This is a genomic window from Bradyrhizobium sp. USDA 4474 (genome assembly GCF_054057515.1).
This window is the reverse complement of record NZ_JBSRZJ010000002.1, coordinates 1,015,806-1,034,223: the sequence shown is the minus strand read 5'-3', so window position 1 is coordinate 1,034,223 and position 18,418 is coordinate 1,015,806. Positions and strand designations below refer to the sequence as shown.

Genomic DNA, 18,418 nt, shown 5'->3' with positions numbered 1-18,418 from the left:
TACCTCTTGGAGAGGATTTAAGCAGGGCGCGGAGCCGTCAATGTCGGACAAGATGCAATTGGTGGTGGCCACGCCCTGCTTCGGCGGCCAGGTGTCGAGCATTTACGCGAGCTCCATCTTCGCGCTCCAGCGCGCCGTGCACGGCATGTCCAATCTCGGGCTCAAGGTGCTGCTGCGCGACGGCGATGCGCTGATCACGCGCGCACGGGCCAATCTGGTCGCGATGTTCCTGGACGACCCCGATGCGACGCATTTCCTGTTCATCGATGCCGACATCGGCTTCAGGCCCGAGCAGGTGTTCCGGCTGATCGAATCCGGCGCCGATGTCGTCGCCGGCTGCTATCCGATCAAGCGGGTCAATTGGGACAAGGCGAAGAGAGCGATCCAGGCCGGCCGCACCGACGTGACGGCGGCCTCGCTCGACTACGTGCTCGAGATCGAGGATCCTGATCGCATCGTGGTGGTCAACGGCTTTACCCGCGTGCGTTATGCCGGGACGGGTTTCCTGATGATCCGCCGCCAGGCGCTGGAGGTGATGTGCCGCCATCCCGACTACGCCAATCTGCAATTCTTCCGCGAGCATTCCCATGACTCGCTCGCCGCGAGCCAGAACCGGTTCGCGCTGTTCGAGTGCATGATCGATCCTGCGACCGGCACGTATCTCTCCGAGGACTTCGCGTTCTGCAAGCGCTGGACCGATATCGGCGGCGAGATCTGGGCCGATATCCAGAGCTCGCTCGATCATGTCGGGCCGTCGGTATTCCATGGCGATATCGCCTCGCAATTTGCGCCAGCCCCCGGGGCGGCGGCCGACGCGGCGTGAGTGTGTCGGGATGAGCATCGGCGCGTCCCGCCCCCCCGATATCGACCGCGCGTCCGAGCGCGGCTCGCGCTATCGCCTGCGCGACCTCTTCACTCCGCTGGATACCTTGCTCGTCTCCGGCGGAGATCGGCGACTGGCGCTCGACCCCCATGACCGCGTCAATGCCTATGGCTGCGCGGCGTCGCCGGAACCCGCGATCTGGAATTTCGCCTCGTCGACGGCATCGCCGATCTCGCAGGCGGCCTATGACCGCGCCGCGCTGGCACGCGAGGAGCTGGTGCACAAATCGTTGTTCGACGAAGTCGAGATCGCCTTCGATCGGCGCTGCGAGGATGTGCGCGACGAGCTGCGCGGCCACTTTCAGCTGCCGTCGAGCGTTGACGTGGTGTTCTCGGCGTCGGGCACGGACTCTCAGCTTCATGCCTTGTTCCTCGCGCGCGCGGTGCTCGGTGCGGCGCCGGTAACGATCGTGGTTGGCGCCGACCAGACCGGCACTGGCACCGTTCATAGCGCGCGCGGGCACCACTTCAGCACGATGACGGCGAGCGGCATCATCGTGCGCAAGGACGCTGCGATCGCGGGCCTCGCCGGCGACAGCATCGCGATCCCGCTGCTCGATGCAGCCTCCGGCCGTTCGATGCGTATTGACGCGGATGCGGAAGTCATGCGTGCCATCGAGAGCAGCCTGAAGCAAGGCCGGCGCGTTCTGTTGCACGTCATGGATTCGTCAAAGCTCGGCTGGCGCGCGCCGAGCGCCGCCTGTCTCGATGAGATCGCGCAGCGCTGGCCGCGCAAGGTTCAGGTGGTCGTCGATGCCTGCCAGGCGCGGCTCGGCCGTCGGCGGCTGCGGTCCTGTCTCGATCGCGGTTACATGGTGCTGATCACGGGCTCGAAATTCTTTGGTGGCCCCGCCTTCAGCGGCGCGCTGCTGATGCCGAAGGGACTGTCCCGGGCGCTCGACCGGATCGAGGGGATCGCGCCTGGTTTCCTCGACTATGCGGGCCGTTGCGACTGGCCGATAGCCTGGACGCCGCTACGCTCGCGCTTCGAGCGTCGTCCGAATTTCGGCCAATGGCTGCGCTGGGAAGCGGCGCTCGCCGAGATCGGCAGCTACTATGCCGTGCCCGGCGCGTTCCGCACCAGGACGCTCGCCGCGCTTGCGTCCGGCATCGAGAGCATGATCGCGTTATCGCCGTCGCTGCTCGCCATCCCGGCGCCCGCTGACACCGCTGATCCGGATGATGAAGAATTTGCGCAGCGTTCGATCTTTCCGTTCACGCCGTTGCGCGATGGCAAGCCGGTATCCATCGCCGACACCAGCGCTGTTCACCGTGCGTTGGCGCGCGATATGAATGATGCCATCGGCGGCAGCGCGGCCGACCGGCAGGTGGCAGCGCAGCGCTATCTCCTCGGCCAGCCGGTGCGGTTGGAGCAACCCGATGGCGTTCCGCGGGCTGCTCTGCGGCTATGCGTCGGTGCGCGGCTCCTAACCGACGCCTGGTCGCCCGACGGCGCGCAGGCGCAACGCAATGTGCAGCACATTCTCGATCGCATCGCCCATGCCCTGGTGAAGATCGAGCTGCTGCTCGACCGTACCGCCGCCGTGCCGGCATAGCCTTGTTTGAGGTGTGAGATGTTGCATCCGCTTGCCGCGCCTGATTATGCCGATCGTATCGGCTTTGCGCATCTGACGCGCCAGGCCTTCGAGGGCGTCGATCTGCACCCCTTGCGCGCGCATCTGCTGGCGCGGATCGCGGAGGGGACGGCGCAGGCGGGCGAGGGACTCGATCTGTCGCTGATTGCCCAGCTTCAGGGCGAGAAGGAGGCCGGGCTCCTGATCCAGTCCGAGGTGCTCTCCTTCCATCAGTTGTTTCGTACGCCGTCCAGCGCGCCGAAGCCGGGCCTGCGCCTGCTTGCGCTGGCGGCCGACATCGACATGGGCGGCAACACGCCGATCGAATTCCTGCTCGAAGGCTCCGATGTCGAGCTGTTGACGCTCTATGTGACCAAGACAAGCGGACTGCCGGATACGCTACCCGATCATGACGTTGCCATCGTGGTTGCGTCCGATTCCGAGGAATGCCGCGAACCGCTTGCGCTGATCGAAAAGGCTGCGCCGCGCTGGCCGCGACCGCTGCTCAATCGCCCGGAACGGATCGGCAATCTCGATCGCGACAAGCTGTTTCGGCTGTTGGCTGATATCCCGGGTCTCGACATTCCCGTCACCGCCCACGCCACCCGCGGGCAATTGACTGCTCTCTCGGAGGGGCGGATCGCCTGCAACGAGATCACGGGCGAGTTGCACTTTCCGATGATCGCGCGGCCGCGCGGCACCCATGCCGGCGTCGGACTTGCGAAGCTCGACGATGCGGCGGCGCTCGCGGCCTATCTTGCCGCGCGGGAGGAGCAGGATTTTTTCGTCGCACGTTTCGTCGACTATGCGGGTCCCGACGGCCTCTATCGCAAGATCCGGCTCGCCATGGTCGACGGCAAGCCCTATGCCTGTCACATGGCGATCGCCGATCGCTGGGACATCTGGTATCTCAACGCCTACATGGCGTTCAGTGAAGAGAAGCGCGCTGAAGAAGCGGTCTTCATGCAGGATTTCGACAACTCCTTCGCGGTACGCCACAAAGGCGCGCTCGACGAAATGAGCCGGCGCGTCGGGCTCGATTATTTCATCGTCGATTGCGCCGAGGACCAGAGCGGCGAGCTTCTGGTGTTCGAAGCCGACAACACCGCGGTCGTCCACAACATGGATTCGCCACTTGTGTTTCCCTACAAGCCGCCGCAGATGCGCAAGATCTTTGCCGCATTCACCGCGATGCTGTCGCGGCATGCCAAGCCGACTGACAAGGCCGGCGCCGTGAGCGCAGCATGAACGAGATCATCCGCAACACGCTGACCGGCGTCGCGAACGGATCGCTCGATCCGCAGGACTGGAGCGAGTTTCGCGCGCTGGCGCATCGCATGCTGGACGAAGCGATCGACGGCATCGCCAATGTCCGCGGGCGTCCGGTCTGGCAACCCATCCCCGACGCGGTTCGCGCCGCTGTGAGAACCGACCTGCCGCGCGAGGCAAGCGATGTCGCGGAGGTCTATCGCGAATTCTCCGAGCACGTTGCGCCTTACGCGACCGGCAATGTTCATCCCGGCTTCATGGGCTGGGTGCATGGTGGCGGCACCGCCGTCGGCATGGTTGCGGAAATGCTTGCGGCCGGCCTCAACGCCAATCTCGGCGGGCGCGATCACATGCCGATCGAAGTCGAGCGCCGGATCGTCGCGTGGATGGGCGGCCTGTTCGGCTTTCCGCAAGGTGCGAGCGGTATCTTCGTCACGGGCACGTCGATGGCCAATCTGATGGCCGTGCTGGTGGCGCGCACGAGCGCGCTCGGCGCGCCGGCACGGCAGCACGGCATCGGCAACGATGGCGCGCTGCTCACGGCCTATGCGTCGAAGGCTGCGCATGGCTGCATCTCCCGCGCGATGGACATTGCAGGATTTGGCACCGATGCACTCCGCAAGATCGATGTCGACGCCGATCATCGCATCGACATCGCCGCGCTGCGCGCGCAGATCGCCGTCGATCGCAATGTCGGCCTCAAGCCGTTCCTGGTCACCGCATCTGCCGGCACCGTCGACATCGGTGCGATCGACGATCTCAAGGCGGTTGCAGAGCTGTGTCGTGAGGAGGGGATCTGGTTTCACGTCGACGGTGCCTTCGGCGCACTCGCGATCCTCTCGCCCGAGCTCGCGCCGATGCTCGAGGGCATCGAGCTTGCGGACTCGATTGCGCTCGACTTCCACAAATGGGGACAGGTGCCTTATGACGCCGGCTTTCTGCTGGTGCGCGACGGCGAAAGTCACAGGGAGGCCTTTGCGCAACCGGCGGCCTATCTCGGTCGCGAGGCGAGGGGGCTTGCGGCCGGCGCGGTATGGCCGTGCGATCTCGGTCCCGATCTGTCGCGCGGCTTCCGCGCGTTGAAGACTTGGTTCACGCTGAAGACGTTCGGCACAGACAGGCTGGGCGCGGTGATTGCGCGAAGCTGCGCGCTCGCGAAATATCTGGAAGCGCGTGTGCTCGCCGAGCCCCGGCTCGAGCTGCTCGCGCCCGTCAATCTCAACATCGTCTGCTTCCGCTACCGCGCCGAGGACGCGGTCAATCGCGAGATCGTCGCCGATGTCCAGGAGTCCGGCATCGCGGCGCCGTCGAGCACGACGCTGGATGGCAAGTTCGCGATCCGCGCCGCGATCGTCAATCATCGCACCGCGGAGATCGATATCGACGCGCTGGTGGCGGCCGTGATCAAGTTCGGCGCGCAGCGAACAGGCGGATTGATCGAGGTCGAGGCGCCGCCGCTCGCCGCGCAATGACAGCGCTGGGCTGAAACGACAACGGCCCCGGAGATGAGCCGGGGCCGTCGTCGTTGAGGCGGTTTGCGATCAGGCGGCAGAGCTCACGTCAGCCTCGGGATGCGTGGCCTTGTATTGGTCCCGCAGCTTCTCTTCGTAGGCGATCAGCTTGCGGGCTTCTTTCAGCGCGCGGTAGAGATCGCCGCTCATGATGTTGTTGTTGATGCCCTCGATGATCGACCAGGAGCTCGGCACCGCGGTGACGATGTCGCGTACCAGGTTGAAATAGGTACCGTGCTGGGTCTGCGGATCCGGCGAGATGTACATCAACTGGACCGCTAGATAGACGAGCTTGGCAGGCGTATCGGCGGTCTCCGGGGTGAGGATGTCGCGCTCGCGCAGGATCGGCACGTTCTCGCCGTCGATCAGAAGGCGGGCGCGCTGGTCGGTGTTGGTTATCACGCAGTTACCGACGATGATGCGTTCGTGCGGTTTGAGCTCGACCTTGAGAGCCATGCCTGTTCTCCATCAACTCGTTCTTAACGACCGATCGGCGGCTCGGATGGCGAGGGCGATCAGCTCTGATCTGGAGCCAATCCTTGCGCAACATAGTTAACGGGTCGTGAACGATTTGGGCGGCGGCAGAAACATCAAATATTTCAATGGTGTCTACTGCTCTTTGATGCCGTCGTCGCACGTTCTGCGAGCATTCGGCAGGTCGACTCGGACAAACCACCGGTTTCATTTCACGGATTGTTAGAGGCTCGAAGGCACCGTCCGCCGGTCGTTTGATCAATGTCGGTCAGACAGGACGCGTAGCTACCAGAAAGGTAACAGTATGTCCGGTATCGTTCTCTCCGCCTCGGTTCGCCAGAACCTGCTCTCCCTCCAGTCCACCGCCGATCTGCTCGCCACCACCCAGAACCATCTGGCCACCGGCAACAAGGTGAACTCGGCGCTCGATAACCCCACCAACTTCTTCACGGCCCAGTCGCTCGACAACCGCGCCAGCGACATCAACAACCTGCTCGATGGCATTGGCAACGGTGTGCAGGTGCTTCAGGCCGCCAACACCGGCATCACCTCGCTGTCGAAGCTGATCGACTCCGCAAAGTCGATCGCCAATCAGGCGCTGCAGACCACGGTCGGCTATTCGACCAAGTCGAACGTCTCGACCACGATCGCGGGTGCGACCGCGTCCGACCTGCGCGGCACGACGACCTACACCAGCGCGACTGCGCTGACCAACGTGCTGTTCTCCGGCGCCGCCGGCGGCGCAACGGCGGCTGCGGGCAGCACCACGCTCGGCGGCACCATCGGCGCGACGACCGGCAGCCAGGTGAAGGACAACCAGACCACGGCAACGGCCATCACCACCGGCACCCTGCTGTACGGCACCGGCGGCGGCACGCCAGCCAACGCGGGTCTGTCACTGATCGGAGCCACGCAGTTCACGGACGGCACGAGCTTCACGGTCAACGGTCACTCGATCACCTTCAAGTCCGGCGACCTTCCGAGTGTTACGGGGTCGACCAACACCCTGCCGGCCGGTTACGGCCAAACCGGCAACATCGCCACCGACGGCAATGGCAACTCGATCGTCTATCTGGGCTCCGGTGCGTCCAACTCCACCGCGACAGTGGGCGACGTTCTGAACGCCATCGACCTCGCGAGCGGCGTGCAGAACGCTGTGGTGAACACGACCGCCGGTACTGCCGCTCTCTCGACCCCGACGGGCAACACTGCGTCCTCGATCACCGGCGGTAAGATCACGCTCGAGACCTCGACGGGCGGCGATCTGAATGTCGTCGGCAAGGCTGACCTGCTGGGTGCCCTCGGATTGACCAGTGCGACCGGCTCGGGCAACGCCACGGTCACCGCGACCCGAACGACCGCCTCGGGCAGCCTCGGCTCGCTGATCTCGGATGGTTCGACGCTGAACGTCAACGGCAAGACCATCACGTTCAAGAACGCGGTGGTGCCTGCGGCGGCCAACGTTCCGACCGGCTCCAGCATTGCCGGCACCGGCAGCAACGTGGTCACCGACGGCAACGGCAACTCGACGGTGTATCTGCAGGCGGGCAAGGTGTCCGACGTGCTGACCGCGATCGACCTCGCCACCGGCGTGCAGACGATCAAGTCCACCACCTCGGGCACGGCGACCTTGCAGACCACCGCGGGCGCGACGAACTCCTCGATCGTCGCCGGCGCGCTGCACATCTCGACCGGTGCGAACTCGGATCTGTCGATCACCGGTGCGGGCAACGCACTGTCCTCGCTCGGTCTCACCGGTTCGACCGGCACCGGCACAGCGTTCACCGCGAGCCGCACCGCTGGAGCCGGCGGTATCTCCGGCAAGACCTTGACCTTCACCTCCTTCAACGGCGGTACGGCGGTCAACGTCACCTTCGGCGACGGCACCGGCGGCACGGTCAAGACGCTCGATCAGCTCAACACGCAGCTTCAGGCCAACAACCTGACCGCCACGATCGACGCCAACGGCCTGCTCACGGTGTCCGCGACCAACGACTATGCGTCCTCGACGATCGGCTCTGCCTCCGCCGGTGGTACGATTGGCGGTACGGTTACGACGTCGCTGACTTGGTCGAACGCCTCCGCGCCGGTTGCTGACGCGGTTGCCCAGGCCACCCGTACCAACCTGGTGTCCCAGTACAACAACATCTTGCAGCAGATCGACACGACTTCACAGGACGCGTCCTTCAACGGCGTGAACCTGCTCAATGGCGATCAGCTCAAGCTGGTGTTCGACGAGACCGGCAAGTCGAGCCTGAACATCACCGGCGTGACCTTCAACTCGAAGGGTCTGGGTCTGGCCTCGCTGGTGCAGGGCACCGACTTCATCGACAACTCAGCCTCCAACAAGGTGCTGGCTAACCTGAACACGGCGTCGAGCACGCTGCGTTCTGAAGCTTCAACCCTTGGTTCGAACCTCTCCGTCGTGCAGGTGCGTCAGGACTTCAACAAGAACCTGATCAACGTGCTGCAGACCGGTTCGTCCAACCTGACGCTGGCCGACACCAATGTCGAAGCCGCCAACAGCCAGGCGCTGTCGACCCGCCAGTCGATTGCGGTCTCCGCACTGTCGCTGGCCAACCAGTCGCAGCAGAGCGTGCTCCAGCTGCTCCGCTAATAGCGGCTGACATCACGAAAGAAAATCGACGGCGGGGCTTCGGTCCCGCCGTTTTCTTTGTGCGCATGCAATCGAAACGCGCTTTTGCAGCTGCCAAAAAGTAACCGCTGGTTATGGTTAACGGGGAGCAAACGCGAGAGAAAGCCGAGAGATTTCAAATGGATCATCATCGCGTGAAAAGGACTTCCGCCGCCTTATGGTGAATCGGCGCTTACGGTTCGAGATTGGATTTCACCCTTTGTTAGCCATGTCCGCGCAGGCTGTGCGCGTCACTCGATCCGAAGCGATCGAACGAAGACGCGTAAACCAGAAGGGTAAGAGTTATGTCCGGTATCGTTCTCTCTGCGTCGGTTCGTCAGAACCTGCTGTCTCTCCAGTCCACCGCCGACCTGCTCGCCACCACCCAGTCCCGTCTGTCGACCGGCAAGAAGGTGAACTCGGCGCTCGACAACCCCACCAACTTCTTCACGGCCCAGTCGCTCGACAACCGCGCCAGCGACATCAACAACCTGCTCGATGGCATCGCCAACGGTGTGCAGGTGCTTCAGGCCGCCAACACCGGCATCACCTCGCTGTCGAAGCTGCTCGACAGCGCAAAGTCGATCGCCAACCAGGCGCTGCAGACCACGGTCGGCTATTCGTCCAAGTCGAACGTCTCGACCACGATCGCGGGCGCAACCGCGGCAGATCTGCGCGGCACGACCACTTATTCCAGCGCGACCGCGCTCTCGAACGTGCTGTTCTCCGGCACCGCCGGTGGCACGACGGCGGCTGCGGGCAGCACCACGCTCGGCGGCACCATCGGCGCGACGACCGGCAGCCAGGTGAAGGACAACCAGACCACGGCAACGGCCATCACCACCGGCACCCTGCTGTACGGCACCGGCGGCGGCACGCCAGCCAACGCGGGTCTGTCACTGATCGGAGCCACGCAGTTCACGGACGGCACGAGCTTCACGGTCAACGGTCACTCGATCACCTTCAAGTCCGGCGACCTTCCGAGTGTTACGGGGTCGACCAACACCCTGCCGGCCGGTTACGGCCAAACCGGCAACATCGCCACCGACGGCAATGGCAACTCGATCGTCTATCTGGGCTCCGGTGCGTCCAACTCCACCGCGACAGTGGGCGACGTTCTGAACGCCATCGACCTCGCGAGCGGCGTGCAGAACGCTGTGGTGAACACGACCGCCGGTACTGCCGCTCTCTCGACCCCGACGGGCAACACTGCGTCCTCGATCACCGGCGGTAAGATCACGCTCGAGACCTCGACGGGCGGCGATCTGAATGTCGTCGGCAAGGCTGACCTGCTGGGTGCCCTCGGATTGACCAGTGCGACCGGCTCGGGCAACGCCACGGTCACCGCGACCCGAACGACCGCCTCGGGCAGCCTCGGCTCGCTGATCTCGGATGGTTCGACGCTGAACGTCAACGGCAAGACCATCACGTTCAAGAACGCGGTGGTGCCTGCGGCGGCCAACGTTCCGACCGGCTCCAGCATTGCCGGCACCGGCAGCAACGTGGTCACCGACGGCAACGGCAACTCGACGGTGTATCTGCAGGCGGGCAAGGTGTCCGACGTGCTGACCGCGATCGACCTCGCCACCGGCGTGCAGACGATCAAGTCCACCACCTCGGGCACGGCGACCTTGCAGACCACCGCGGGCGCGACGAACTCCTCGATCGTCGCCGGCGCGCTGCACATCTCGACCGGTGCGAACTCGGATCTGTCGATCACCGGTTCTGGCAACGCACTGTCCTCGCTCGGTCTCACCGGTTCGACCGGCACCGGCACAGCGTTCACCGCGAGCCGTGCCGCCGCACCCGGCAGCATCTCCGGCAAAACCTTGACCTTCGCCTCCTTCAACGGCGGTACGGCGGTCAATGTCACCTTCGGCGACGGCACCGGCGGCACGGTCAAGACGCTCGATCAGCTCAACACGCAGCTTCAGGCCAACAACCTGACCGCCACGATCGACGCCAACGGCCTGCTCACGGTGTCCGTGACCAACGACTATGCGTCTTCGACAATCGGCTCGGCTGTTGCCGGTGGTGCGATCGGCGGCACGATTACCACAGCCCTGACGTGGACCAATGCGACCACTCCGACCGTCGATCCGGTTGCTCAGGCCACTCGTTCGAACCTGGTTGCGCAGTACAACAACATCATGTCGCAGATCGACACGACCTCGGTCGACTCGTCCTTCAACGGCGTAAACCTGCTCAATGGCGATCAGCTCAAGCTGGTGTTCGACGAGACCGGCAAGTCGAGCCTGAACATCACCGGCGTGACCTTCAACTCGAAGGGTCTGGGTTTGGCTGGCCTGGTGCAGGGCACCGACTTCATCGACAACTCCGCGACCAACAAGGTGCTCACCAGCCTGAACGCGGCATCGAGCACACTGCGGTCGGAAGCGTCGACCCTCGGTTCGAACCTCTCCGTGGTGCAGGTGCGCCAGGACTTCAACAAGAACCTGATCAACGTGCTCCAGACCGGTTCGTCCAACCTGACGCTGGCCGACACCAACGAGGAAGCGGCCAACAGCCAGGCGCTGTCGACCCGCCAGTCGATCGCGGTGTCCGCGCTGTCACTGGCCAACACCTCGCAGCAGAGCGTGCTCCAGCTGCTTCGCTAGTAAGCAACTGAAATTACAACATAAAAGAGAGCGGCGGGGCTTCAGTCCCGCCGCTTTTTGTTGCCTCCAATTGGCGGGCAGGGCGCTAACCCGGCATTAACCCTATCCCTTAAGTCGCCGTTAACCATACTTTAAAGGACAGACCCTAAAACTCGACCAAAGCCCGCTTTCAGATCGGCGAGCCCGATTCGTATCCGGTTCAAAAGGAAGACCGCCAATGTCCAACATCGTTCTCTCGGCGTCAGTTCGCCAGAACCTGTTGTCGCTGCAATCAACGGCCGACCTCCTCGCCACCACCCAGTCGCGCCTTTCGACCGGCAAGAAGGTCAACTCGGCGCTGGACAATCCGACGAATTTCTTCACGGCGCAGGGGTTGGACAACCGGGCGAGCGACATCAGCAACCTGCTCGACGGCATCAATAACGGTGTGCAGGTGCTCCAGGCGGCGAACACCGGCATCACTTCGCTGCAGAAGCTGATCGACAGCGCGAAATCGATCGCCAATCAGGCGCTCCAGACCACCGTCGGTTATTCCACGAAGTCGAACATTTCGACCACGATCCCCGGCGCGACGCCTGCGGACCTGCGCGGCACCACGAGCTATGGCAGCGCAACGGCGTCCAGCAATGTTCTCTTCGACGGCACGGCCGGTGGTACGACGGCTGCTCTGGCGACGACCTTGCTGGGCAGCGCCACCCAGGGCAGCTACGTCACCCCCGCTGCGTCTGCGGTGAAGGCTTCCGACAACTCGACGTTGCTGGCCGGCACTGCGACCCTGATCGGCGTCGGCGGTGCTTCAACCCTCGTCGGCTCGTCTCCCTCGGACGGCGATACGATGACCGTCAACGGTCACACGATTACCTTCCGCGCCGGCTCTGCTCCGGCCGGCACGGCCATTCCGGCCGGATCGGGCGTCAACGCCAGCGGCACGATTCTCACTGACGGCAACGGCAATTCGACCGTCTATCTCGGCACGACGGGTGCACCGGTTGCGAAGGTCAATGACCTGCTGAGTGCGATCGACCTCGCCAGCGGCGTGAAGACCGCTTCGATCAACAACAGCGGTGTTGCGACCATCGGCGTTGCCTCCGGCGCGACGCCTTCGTCTCTTGCCAGCGGTATCGCGACGATCGAGACCTCGACGGGCGCCGACGTGTCCATCACGGGCAAGGCCGACTTCCTCAACGCCTTGGGCCTCACCACTGCAACGGGTGGCGGCAACGCGACGCTGAATATCGCGCGCGCGACCGCTCCCGGCTCCCTCGGTTCGCTGATCCAGGACGGCTCGACGCTCAATGTCGACGGGCACGTCATCACCTTCAAGAACGCACCGGTTCCGGGTTCGACGAATGCTCCGGCCGTTCCGAGCGGCTTCGGCGTCAGCGGTCACGTCGAGACCGACGGCAACGGCAACTCGACGGTCTATCTACAGACCGGCACGATCGCCGATGTGCTGAAGGCGATCGACTTCGCGACCGGCGTGCAGACCTTCACACTGAACGGCAGTGGCGGTGGTACGCTTGCGACCGCGTCGGGGCAGAGCGCTTCGTCGATCAATACCTCCGGCCAGCTCAAGCTGTCGACCGGCATCAATGCTGATCTATCGATCACGGGCACGGGGAATTCGTTGGCCGCGCTCGGACTGGCCGGCAACACCGGCACCGCGTCGGCTTTCACCGCGGCCCGCCAGAGCGGCGTTGGCGGCGTCAGCGGCAAGACCCTGACCTTCACCTCGTTCAACGGCGGAACGCCGGTCAACGTCACGTTCGGTGACGGCACCAACGGCACGGTCAAGACGCTCGACCAGCTCAACGCGCAGCTTCAGGCGAACCACTTGACGGCAACCATCGACGCCAATGGCGTGCTTACGGTTTCCACTGTCAACGAATACGCGTCCTCGACGCTGGGTTCCACGATCGCCGGCGGTGCGGTCGGCGGTACCATCACGAGCTCGCTCACGTTCACGACCGCGCAGCCGCCGATCCAGGATCCGGTCGCGCAGACGGCGCGTTCAAGTCTCGTCGGCCAATTCAACAACATTCTGGCGCAGATCGATACGACCTCGCAGGACTCCTCCTTCAACGGCGTCAACCTGCTCAATGGCGATACGCTGAAGCTCATCTTCAACGAGACCGGCAGCTCGACGCTCAACATCAACGGCGTGGTGTTCAACGCGGCGGGTCTCGGCCTCAGCAACCTCGTCAACGGCGTCGACTTCATCGACAATGGCGCGACCAACAAGGTGCTCGCGAGCCTGAACGCCGCCTCCAGCACGCTGCGCTCGGAAGGCTCGGCGCTCGGCTCCAATCTGTCGATCGTGCAGGTGCGTCAGGACTTCTCGAAGAACCTGATCAACGTGCTGCAAACCGGCTCGTCCAACCTGACGCTGGCCGACACCAACGAGGAAGCGGCCAACAGCCAGGCGTTGTCGACCCGTCAGTCGATCGCGGTCTCCGCGCTGTCGCTGGCGAACCAGTCGCAGCAGAGCGTGCTGCAGCTGCTCAAGTAATTTCGCCGCGAGATCGCCGGCCGATGAGTCGCGGCGGGGCCACGCCCCGCCGTTGTTTTGAGGGAGTTCGCTAAGACTGGATTAGCTGCGATCGCTGGGCATGATGCAGTGCAGGTTTACAGCTTGCGTCTTGCGCTTCTATCATCGCGCTCAGGAAGTGACCCGTAATAATCCGGAGAGCTTCCAGGCGCACATGTAAGCAAATCTTAAGCGGCGCTGCATAGGGTTGGGAAAGAAATCCTTAAGTCCGTTCAACGGGCTAGGAAGATTCCAAGGTGTGATTGATGTCGAATTCCGCTGCCTCGGCCTACGCGCGTGTCGCAACGACCACCGCATCTCCTCGCGACGTTGAGGCGCAGACCTTGTTGAAGGCCGCGAACAAGCTCCAGGACGCGATCAACGCCGCCGATCCGTTCAGCGAGCAGACCACACAGGCGCTGATGTTCAATCGCAAGCTCTGGACCATCTTCCTCAGCGAAGCGATGCGCGAGAACAATCCGCAGCCGCTCGACGTCCGGCAGAAGATCGCCAATATCAGCGTGTTCGTGCTGAGCCAGACCGCAGCGCTGCAGATGAGCCCGCAGTTCGATCATTTCCGCCCGCTGATCGAGATCAACCGCAACATCGCTGCCGGTCTGTCCGGCCGTCCCTGAGCGGAGCGCAGCCATGGCCGACGTCATGAGCATCCTGTCGAGCGCGTACAAGTCGGCAAGCGTATCTGCGCCGAGCAAGACAAGGTATGTGGCGGTCGACCCGACGCTCTATCAGGGAAGCTGGAGCGGCACCTATTCCGACGGCAAGAAGTTCTCGCTCAACATCTCGCAGGTCAACGGATTTCGGGCGCAGATCCGCTACCAGAGCAACGGCACGTCGCAGTATCAGCAGGTGCTGATCAAGGACAACTCGTTCCGATTCGGCAACACGAAGTTCACGCTGACCAATGTCGGAAAGGCGCAGATCAAGAACGTCGTCACCGATCCCGCGACCGGCTCGACCTATCTCGACACCGCGCAGGCCACGCTCGGTACCTGATCGTCAGGCGCTGAGGTCCGTATTGAGCGGACGGTTGGGTTCCGATTTCAAATCAATTGCGTGGAAATAGGCGCGCCGGCGCAGCATCGCCTCGTCGGGGAACTGGTTCACCACCGCATCCGTCTTTTCATTGACGACCTGGAAGACCATGGATGCAGCCGCCTGGTCGAACACGACCTGCCGCGAAATGTTCTCATTGCTGCTTTGAAGATCATTGCGCGCAGGCGCGGTCGTATCGCCTGCGGCGACCGTCTGGCTCACCGGCAAATCGGTTTGTACGGCATCGTTCGCCGCCGAATTCGACGTCGTTACGATCTGTACGGGGGCCGGTATCCCCACCGGCCTGATGCTGAAATCTGTACTCATGGCAGCCTCCTGGTTGCCTTATGTGAGTCAAATCCCAACCCCTCTCAATACGCAACCATGGAACACCAGGATTGAACATCCAGTAAGGAAACGTACCTAACCGCGCAACGCTTTTGGCGTGCGGTTTTTCGTAAAATTGGAGACAGTTCTGTGTGCGCGCTCAGAGCGTGCGACTGACCGCGAGCGGCGTCATGTGACGCGGGCCGGGCGTCGCGCGGCGTCCCGCTGCAGTATAGGTATTCGGCACGTTGCGCTTCTGGATCTCGGCGTTGACGCCGCGCACGACGCTTTCGGAAACCGCATGCGCGGTCGCGAGCACGGTGAGGTTGACCTGAAGCATGGCACGGAAAGCGTCGTGGTGGCGGTGCAGTGTCGAGAGCAGCTCGGGCGCGGATTTCGCCAGCCTGTCCTGGTTGGCCTTCAACTGGCTGACGGCCCCGACGTAGCGCCGCGACAGCTCCTGCTTCTTGCCTTCCATCGTCATCGCCTCGCGGACCTTGCCGGCGCGGACCAGTTCGGTCTCACGTTCGATCAAGCCGAGCAGGGCGTTCATCGCATCCATCAGGTCTTCGGCGAGCTTGCGCGCCTCGGCGTTGCCCTGCGCGTCGTTCGGGCGCTGTGCGGGCATCGGCTGACGTGACGCGTTGAAGTGGTTCATCTCGTTTGACCCTATGCCGTGCGAAGAGTGGTTTTGGCCTGCTGCATGATCAGGGTGCGGTACACGTCGCGGGAAATACCGACACCCCCGGCGCTGGCGAAGTTCTTGGAATATTGCTCGGTCAGCATCGAGCGCCACACGCCAGTGCCCGGCGTATCCCCGAACGGGCCTTCGCCCTTCAGGCCCGAAGTCATCTGCGCGAACATGCTGTTGAGGAACATGCCCTCGAAGTCGGTGGCGGTCTTCTGTGCCTTGGCTTGCTGCTGCGGCGAAACCTTTTGAAGCGCGGCAGCGAGTTCGAAGTCGGGCCGGCCGTTGCGGCTTTCGACCGAGAAGGCCGGATTCGAGGAGAGGGCGGCGGTGACGCGCGCGCTGTTGAGCATGCCCGTCTGCATCACATCACCTCGATGTCGGCTTCGATCGCACCGGCGGCCTTGATCGCCTGGAGGATGCTGATGAGGTCGCGCGGGCCGATGCCGAGGCCGTTGAGGCCGTCGACGAGTTGCTGAAGCGAGACGCCGTCCTTGACCACGGCGAACTTCTTGCCGTCCTCCGTGACGCCGACGCTGGAGCGCGGCGTGACCACGGTGCGGCCCCGTGACAGCGGGTTGGGCTGGCTCACCTGCGGGCTCTCGGAGATCGTGACCGTGAGATTGCCCTGCGCGACCGCGACTGTGGCGACGCGAACGTCGCGGCCCATCACGATGATACCCGAACGTTCGTCGATGATGATCTTGGCGGCGAGGTCAGGATCGACCTGGAGCTGCTCGATCTCGGTCAGGAAGGCGACCACGTTGCCTTTGAACTCCGGCGGGATCGTCAGCTGCACGGTCGAGGGATCGATCGGCTCGGCGCTCTTGACGCCGAGATAGTCGTTGATCGCAGCCGCAATGCGCTTGGCGGTGGTGAAGTCCGCGTTGCGCAGCGCGAGCCGCACGTTCGGCAGGCGGTTCAGCGCAAACTCGATCTCGCGCTCGATGATGGCGCCGTTGGCGATGCGGCCCACGGTCGGAACTCCGCGCACGATCTTCGCCGCTTCGCCCTCGGCATTGAAACCGGAGATCGCGAGTGAGCCCTGCGCGACCGAATAGACGTTGCCGTCGGCGCCGAGCAGGGGGGTGACGAGCAGGGTGCCGCCGCGCAAATCCTTGGCATCGCCGAGCGCTGATACGGTGACGTCCATGCGCGTGCCTTGCGTCGCGAAGGCCGGCAGGTTGCCTGTGACCATCACGGCGGCGACGTTGCCGGTGCGGATGGTGGCGCCGCGGATGTTGACGCCCATGCGCTCGAGCATCGCCTGCAGCGACTGCTTGGTGAAGGGGATGTTGTTGAGGGTGTCGCCGGTGCCGTTGAGGCCGACGACGAGGCCATAGCCGATGAGCTGGTTCTGCCGCACACCTTCGATATTGGCGAGATCCTTGATGCGCGAGGTCGCGTTTGCGGACGCGGCCGAAATGGCCAGCGCTGACAGCGCGGCACAGGCCAGCCCAAAAATCCTCACCCAACGAACGCCTGGCATCCTCTGCTCCCCAAGGCTCCTCAAAGAGCCTCCTCACACCTCGGACCTGCCAGACACTCCCATGACGAGCTGGTCCGGCGCTTTCCCTGCGAGCACTGTGCCAACCCGGAGCAGAGGGACTAGGCGATTGAAAAGGTTGAATAAATCTCTTTAGATCGAGGCTAGCCGCCGTTCGCCCTGAGGAGCGAAACTGCCGCCTGTCGGCAGATATTGCCGGGCCGTTTACGCCCCGTTAACCATAAAGCGGCGAATGTGGCGCATCGATCACCCGGATTGCTCCGATGCGCATCTACGGACCGAATGGCACCACGCTTGGGACTCCGGCCAGCCAGGCCAGGCGAACGAGCTCCGGCACCTTCGTGCTGCCCGACACCTCGTCGGCGCAGGAGGCACGCAGCGCCGCCGCACCGAAGGCCACCGCCAACATCGACGGGCTGCTCGCGCTGCAAGGCATCGTGGAAGATCCCATCGAGCGCCGCAAGCGCTCGGTCGCCCGCGGCAAGACCGCGCTCGACGTGCTCGACGATCTCAAGATGGGGCTGTTGTCCGGCAATCTCGACGCCTCGACGGTGATGCGGCTGCGCGATGCGGCGGCAAACCTGAAATCGTCCTCCGGCGATCCCGGTCTCGATTCCGTGCTGTCCGAGATCGAGCTGCGCGTCGAGGTCGAGCTGGCGAAGGCCGGGCAGGCGTAGTCGTTATCCGTCACCCTGTGAGGTGCTCGCCTGCAAAGCAGGGCAAGCCTCGAAGGGCGACGGTCCGGCTGTATCTCGGCCGTTCATCCTTCGAGGCTCCCGGCGCGATGCTTTGCATCGCGCCACTCGCAGCTCAGGATGACGGTCCTCTAGCGGTCTGCCTCACGTTTTACGCCGCTTCCTCCTGCTGCTGCGCGTCGTAGCGGCGCTGGGCGGCGAGCACGTCTTTCAGATTCTCCTCGGCCCAGTCGCGCAATGGATCTACCGCGGCGGCGAGTGTCACGCCGAGTTGCGTGATCGAATATTCAACCGTCACCGGCACGGTCGCGATGGCGCGGCGCTTGAGCAGGCCGTCGCGTTCGAGCGACTTGAGAACCTGGCTCAGCATCTTCTGCGAGATACCTTCGATCGTGCGGCGCAACCGATTGAAGCGCATCGGCTCCTCGCGCAGCAGCAACAGGATCAGCACGGCCCATTTGTCGCCGACTCGATCGAGGATTTGGCGTGTCGGGCACTCGGCGGCATAGACATTGGGTTTCATCTCGGTTCCTTGCGCTCGCCTGGCTCGGCTTCGGTTACTCCCGCGTAAGCAGGTAAGCACAAAGTGCTCTCTTAACACCAGCATTCTTTGCGATATCTAGTCACCAGTGGTTACTATTAGAAGCAAAGGAGCCTT

The 18,418-nt window shown here is 63.7% G+C and carries 16 protein-coding genes; 10 read left to right on the top strand and 6 right to left on the bottom strand.

Going from position 1 to position 18,418, the window contains the following annotated elements; genetic code table 11:
- Positions 1-40 precede the first annotated feature (40 nt).
- Genes ACVW16_RS06725 through ACVW16_RS06710 form a run of 4 tightly spaced genes read left to right on the top strand, consistent with a single transcriptional unit; the run spans position 41 to position 5,197 of the window.
- Positions 41-823, top strand: coding sequence for a hypothetical protein (locus ACVW16_RS06725; RefSeq protein ID WP_456735678.1), 783 nt, complete (start codon positions 41-43; stop codon positions 821-823).
- A gap of 10 nt (positions 824-833) precedes the next feature.
- Entirely contained in the window at positions 834-2,438 is a 1,605-nt protein-coding gene (locus ACVW16_RS06720) for a hypothetical protein (RefSeq protein ID WP_456738714.1), read from the top strand.
- Between the two features lie 18 nt (positions 2,439-2,456).
- A complete protein-coding gene (locus ACVW16_RS06715) occupies positions 2,457-3,704 on the top strand; it encodes a hypothetical protein (protein ID WP_456735677.1) in 1,248 nt (415 codons plus the stop codon).
- Positions 3,701-5,197 carry a pyridoxal phosphate-dependent decarboxylase family protein gene (locus ACVW16_RS06710; protein WP_456735676.1) on the top strand — a complete coding sequence of 499 codons (1,497 nt, stop codon included), beginning with the start codon at positions 3,701-3,703 and terminating at the stop codon, positions 5,195-5,197. Before ACVW16_RS06715 ends, ACVW16_RS06710 begins: the two co-directional genes overlap by 4 nt.
- A 69-nt stretch (positions 5,198-5,266) precedes the next feature.
- Here ACVW16_RS06710 and flbT read toward each other — a convergent pair whose 3' ends face one another.
- Entirely contained in the window at positions 5,267-5,692 is a 426-nt protein-coding gene (gene flbT / locus ACVW16_RS06705) for a flagellar biosynthesis repressor FlbT (protein ID WP_456704535.1), read from the bottom strand.
- A 322-nt stretch (positions 5,693-6,014) separates the two neighbouring features.
- Here flbT and ACVW16_RS06700 point away from each other — a divergent pair, with 322 nt between their 5' ends.
- From ACVW16_RS06700 to ACVW16_RS06680, 5 genes are all read left to right on the top strand, one after another.
- Positions 6,015-8,327: a DUF1522 domain-containing protein gene (locus tag ACVW16_RS06700; protein ID WP_456704534.1), complete on the top strand. Its 2,313-nt coding sequence runs from the start codon at positions 6,015-6,017 to the stop codon at positions 8,325-8,327.
- Positions 8,328-8,650: 323 nt separating this feature from the next.
- Complete coding sequence (locus ACVW16_RS06695; RefSeq protein ID WP_456704533.1) at positions 8,651-10,963, top strand: DUF1522 domain-containing protein; 2,313 nt, start codon at positions 8,651-8,653, stop codon at positions 10,961-10,963.
- A 217-nt stretch (positions 10,964-11,180) separates the two neighbouring features.
- A complete protein-coding gene (locus tag ACVW16_RS06690) occupies positions 11,181-13,472 on the top strand; it encodes a DUF1522 domain-containing protein (protein WP_456735675.1) in 2,292 nt (763 codons plus the stop codon).
- A 284-nt stretch (positions 13,473-13,756) separates the two neighbouring features.
- A complete protein-coding gene (gene flaF, locus ACVW16_RS06685; protein WP_027534793.1) occupies positions 13,757-14,125 on the top strand; it encodes a flagellar biosynthesis regulator FlaF in 369 nt (122 codons plus the stop codon).
- A 13-nt stretch (positions 14,126-14,138) separates the two neighbouring features.
- Complete coding sequence (locus ACVW16_RS06680) at positions 14,139-14,504, top strand: hypothetical protein (protein WP_456704531.1); 366 nt, start codon at positions 14,139-14,141, stop codon at positions 14,502-14,504.
- A 3-nt stretch (positions 14,505-14,507) separates the two neighbouring features.
- On the opposite strand, the gene ACVW16_RS06675 is transcribed toward ACVW16_RS06680, so the two are convergent.
- The 4 genes from ACVW16_RS06675 to ACVW16_RS06660 all read right to left on the bottom strand — a co-directional run bounded on the left by ACVW16_RS06675 (position 14,508) and on the right by ACVW16_RS06660 (position 17,047).
- On the bottom strand, positions 14,508-14,870 hold the full coding sequence (locus ACVW16_RS06675; RefSeq protein WP_456704530.1) for a hypothetical protein: 363 nt from the start codon (positions 14,868-14,870) through the stop codon (positions 14,508-14,510).
- A gap of 160 nt (positions 14,871-15,030) precedes the next feature.
- Positions 15,031-15,528, bottom strand: a complete 498-nt coding sequence (locus ACVW16_RS06670; protein ID WP_456735674.1) for a hypothetical protein — start codon at positions 15,526-15,528, stop codon at positions 15,031-15,033.
- Between the two features lie 11 nt (positions 15,529-15,539).
- Positions 15,540-15,923 carry a flagellar assembly peptidoglycan hydrolase FlgJ gene (gene flgJ, locus ACVW16_RS06665; protein ID WP_456735673.1) on the bottom strand — a complete coding sequence of 128 codons (384 nt, stop codon included), beginning with the start codon at positions 15,921-15,923 and terminating at the stop codon, positions 15,540-15,542.
- Positions 15,923-17,047, bottom strand: a complete 1,125-nt coding sequence (locus ACVW16_RS06660) for a flagellar basal body P-ring protein FlgI (RefSeq protein WP_456704527.1) — start codon at positions 17,045-17,047, stop codon at positions 15,923-15,925. The genes flgJ and ACVW16_RS06660 overlap by 1 nt, the downstream gene beginning before the upstream one ends.
- A gap of 281 nt (positions 17,048-17,328) precedes the next feature.
- Here ACVW16_RS06660 and ACVW16_RS06655 point away from each other — a divergent pair, with 281 nt between their 5' ends.
- A complete protein-coding gene (locus tag ACVW16_RS06655; RefSeq protein ID WP_456735672.1) occupies positions 17,329-17,742 on the top strand; it encodes a flagellar assembly protein FliX in 414 nt (137 codons plus the stop codon).
- A 169-nt stretch (positions 17,743-17,911) separates the two neighbouring features.
- On the opposite strand, the gene ACVW16_RS06650 is transcribed toward ACVW16_RS06655, so the two are convergent.
- A complete protein-coding gene (locus ACVW16_RS06650) occupies positions 17,912-18,283 on the bottom strand; it encodes a winged helix-turn-helix transcriptional regulator (RefSeq protein ID WP_456704525.1) in 372 nt (123 codons plus the stop codon).
- Positions 18,284-18,418: the final 135 nt, after the last annotated feature.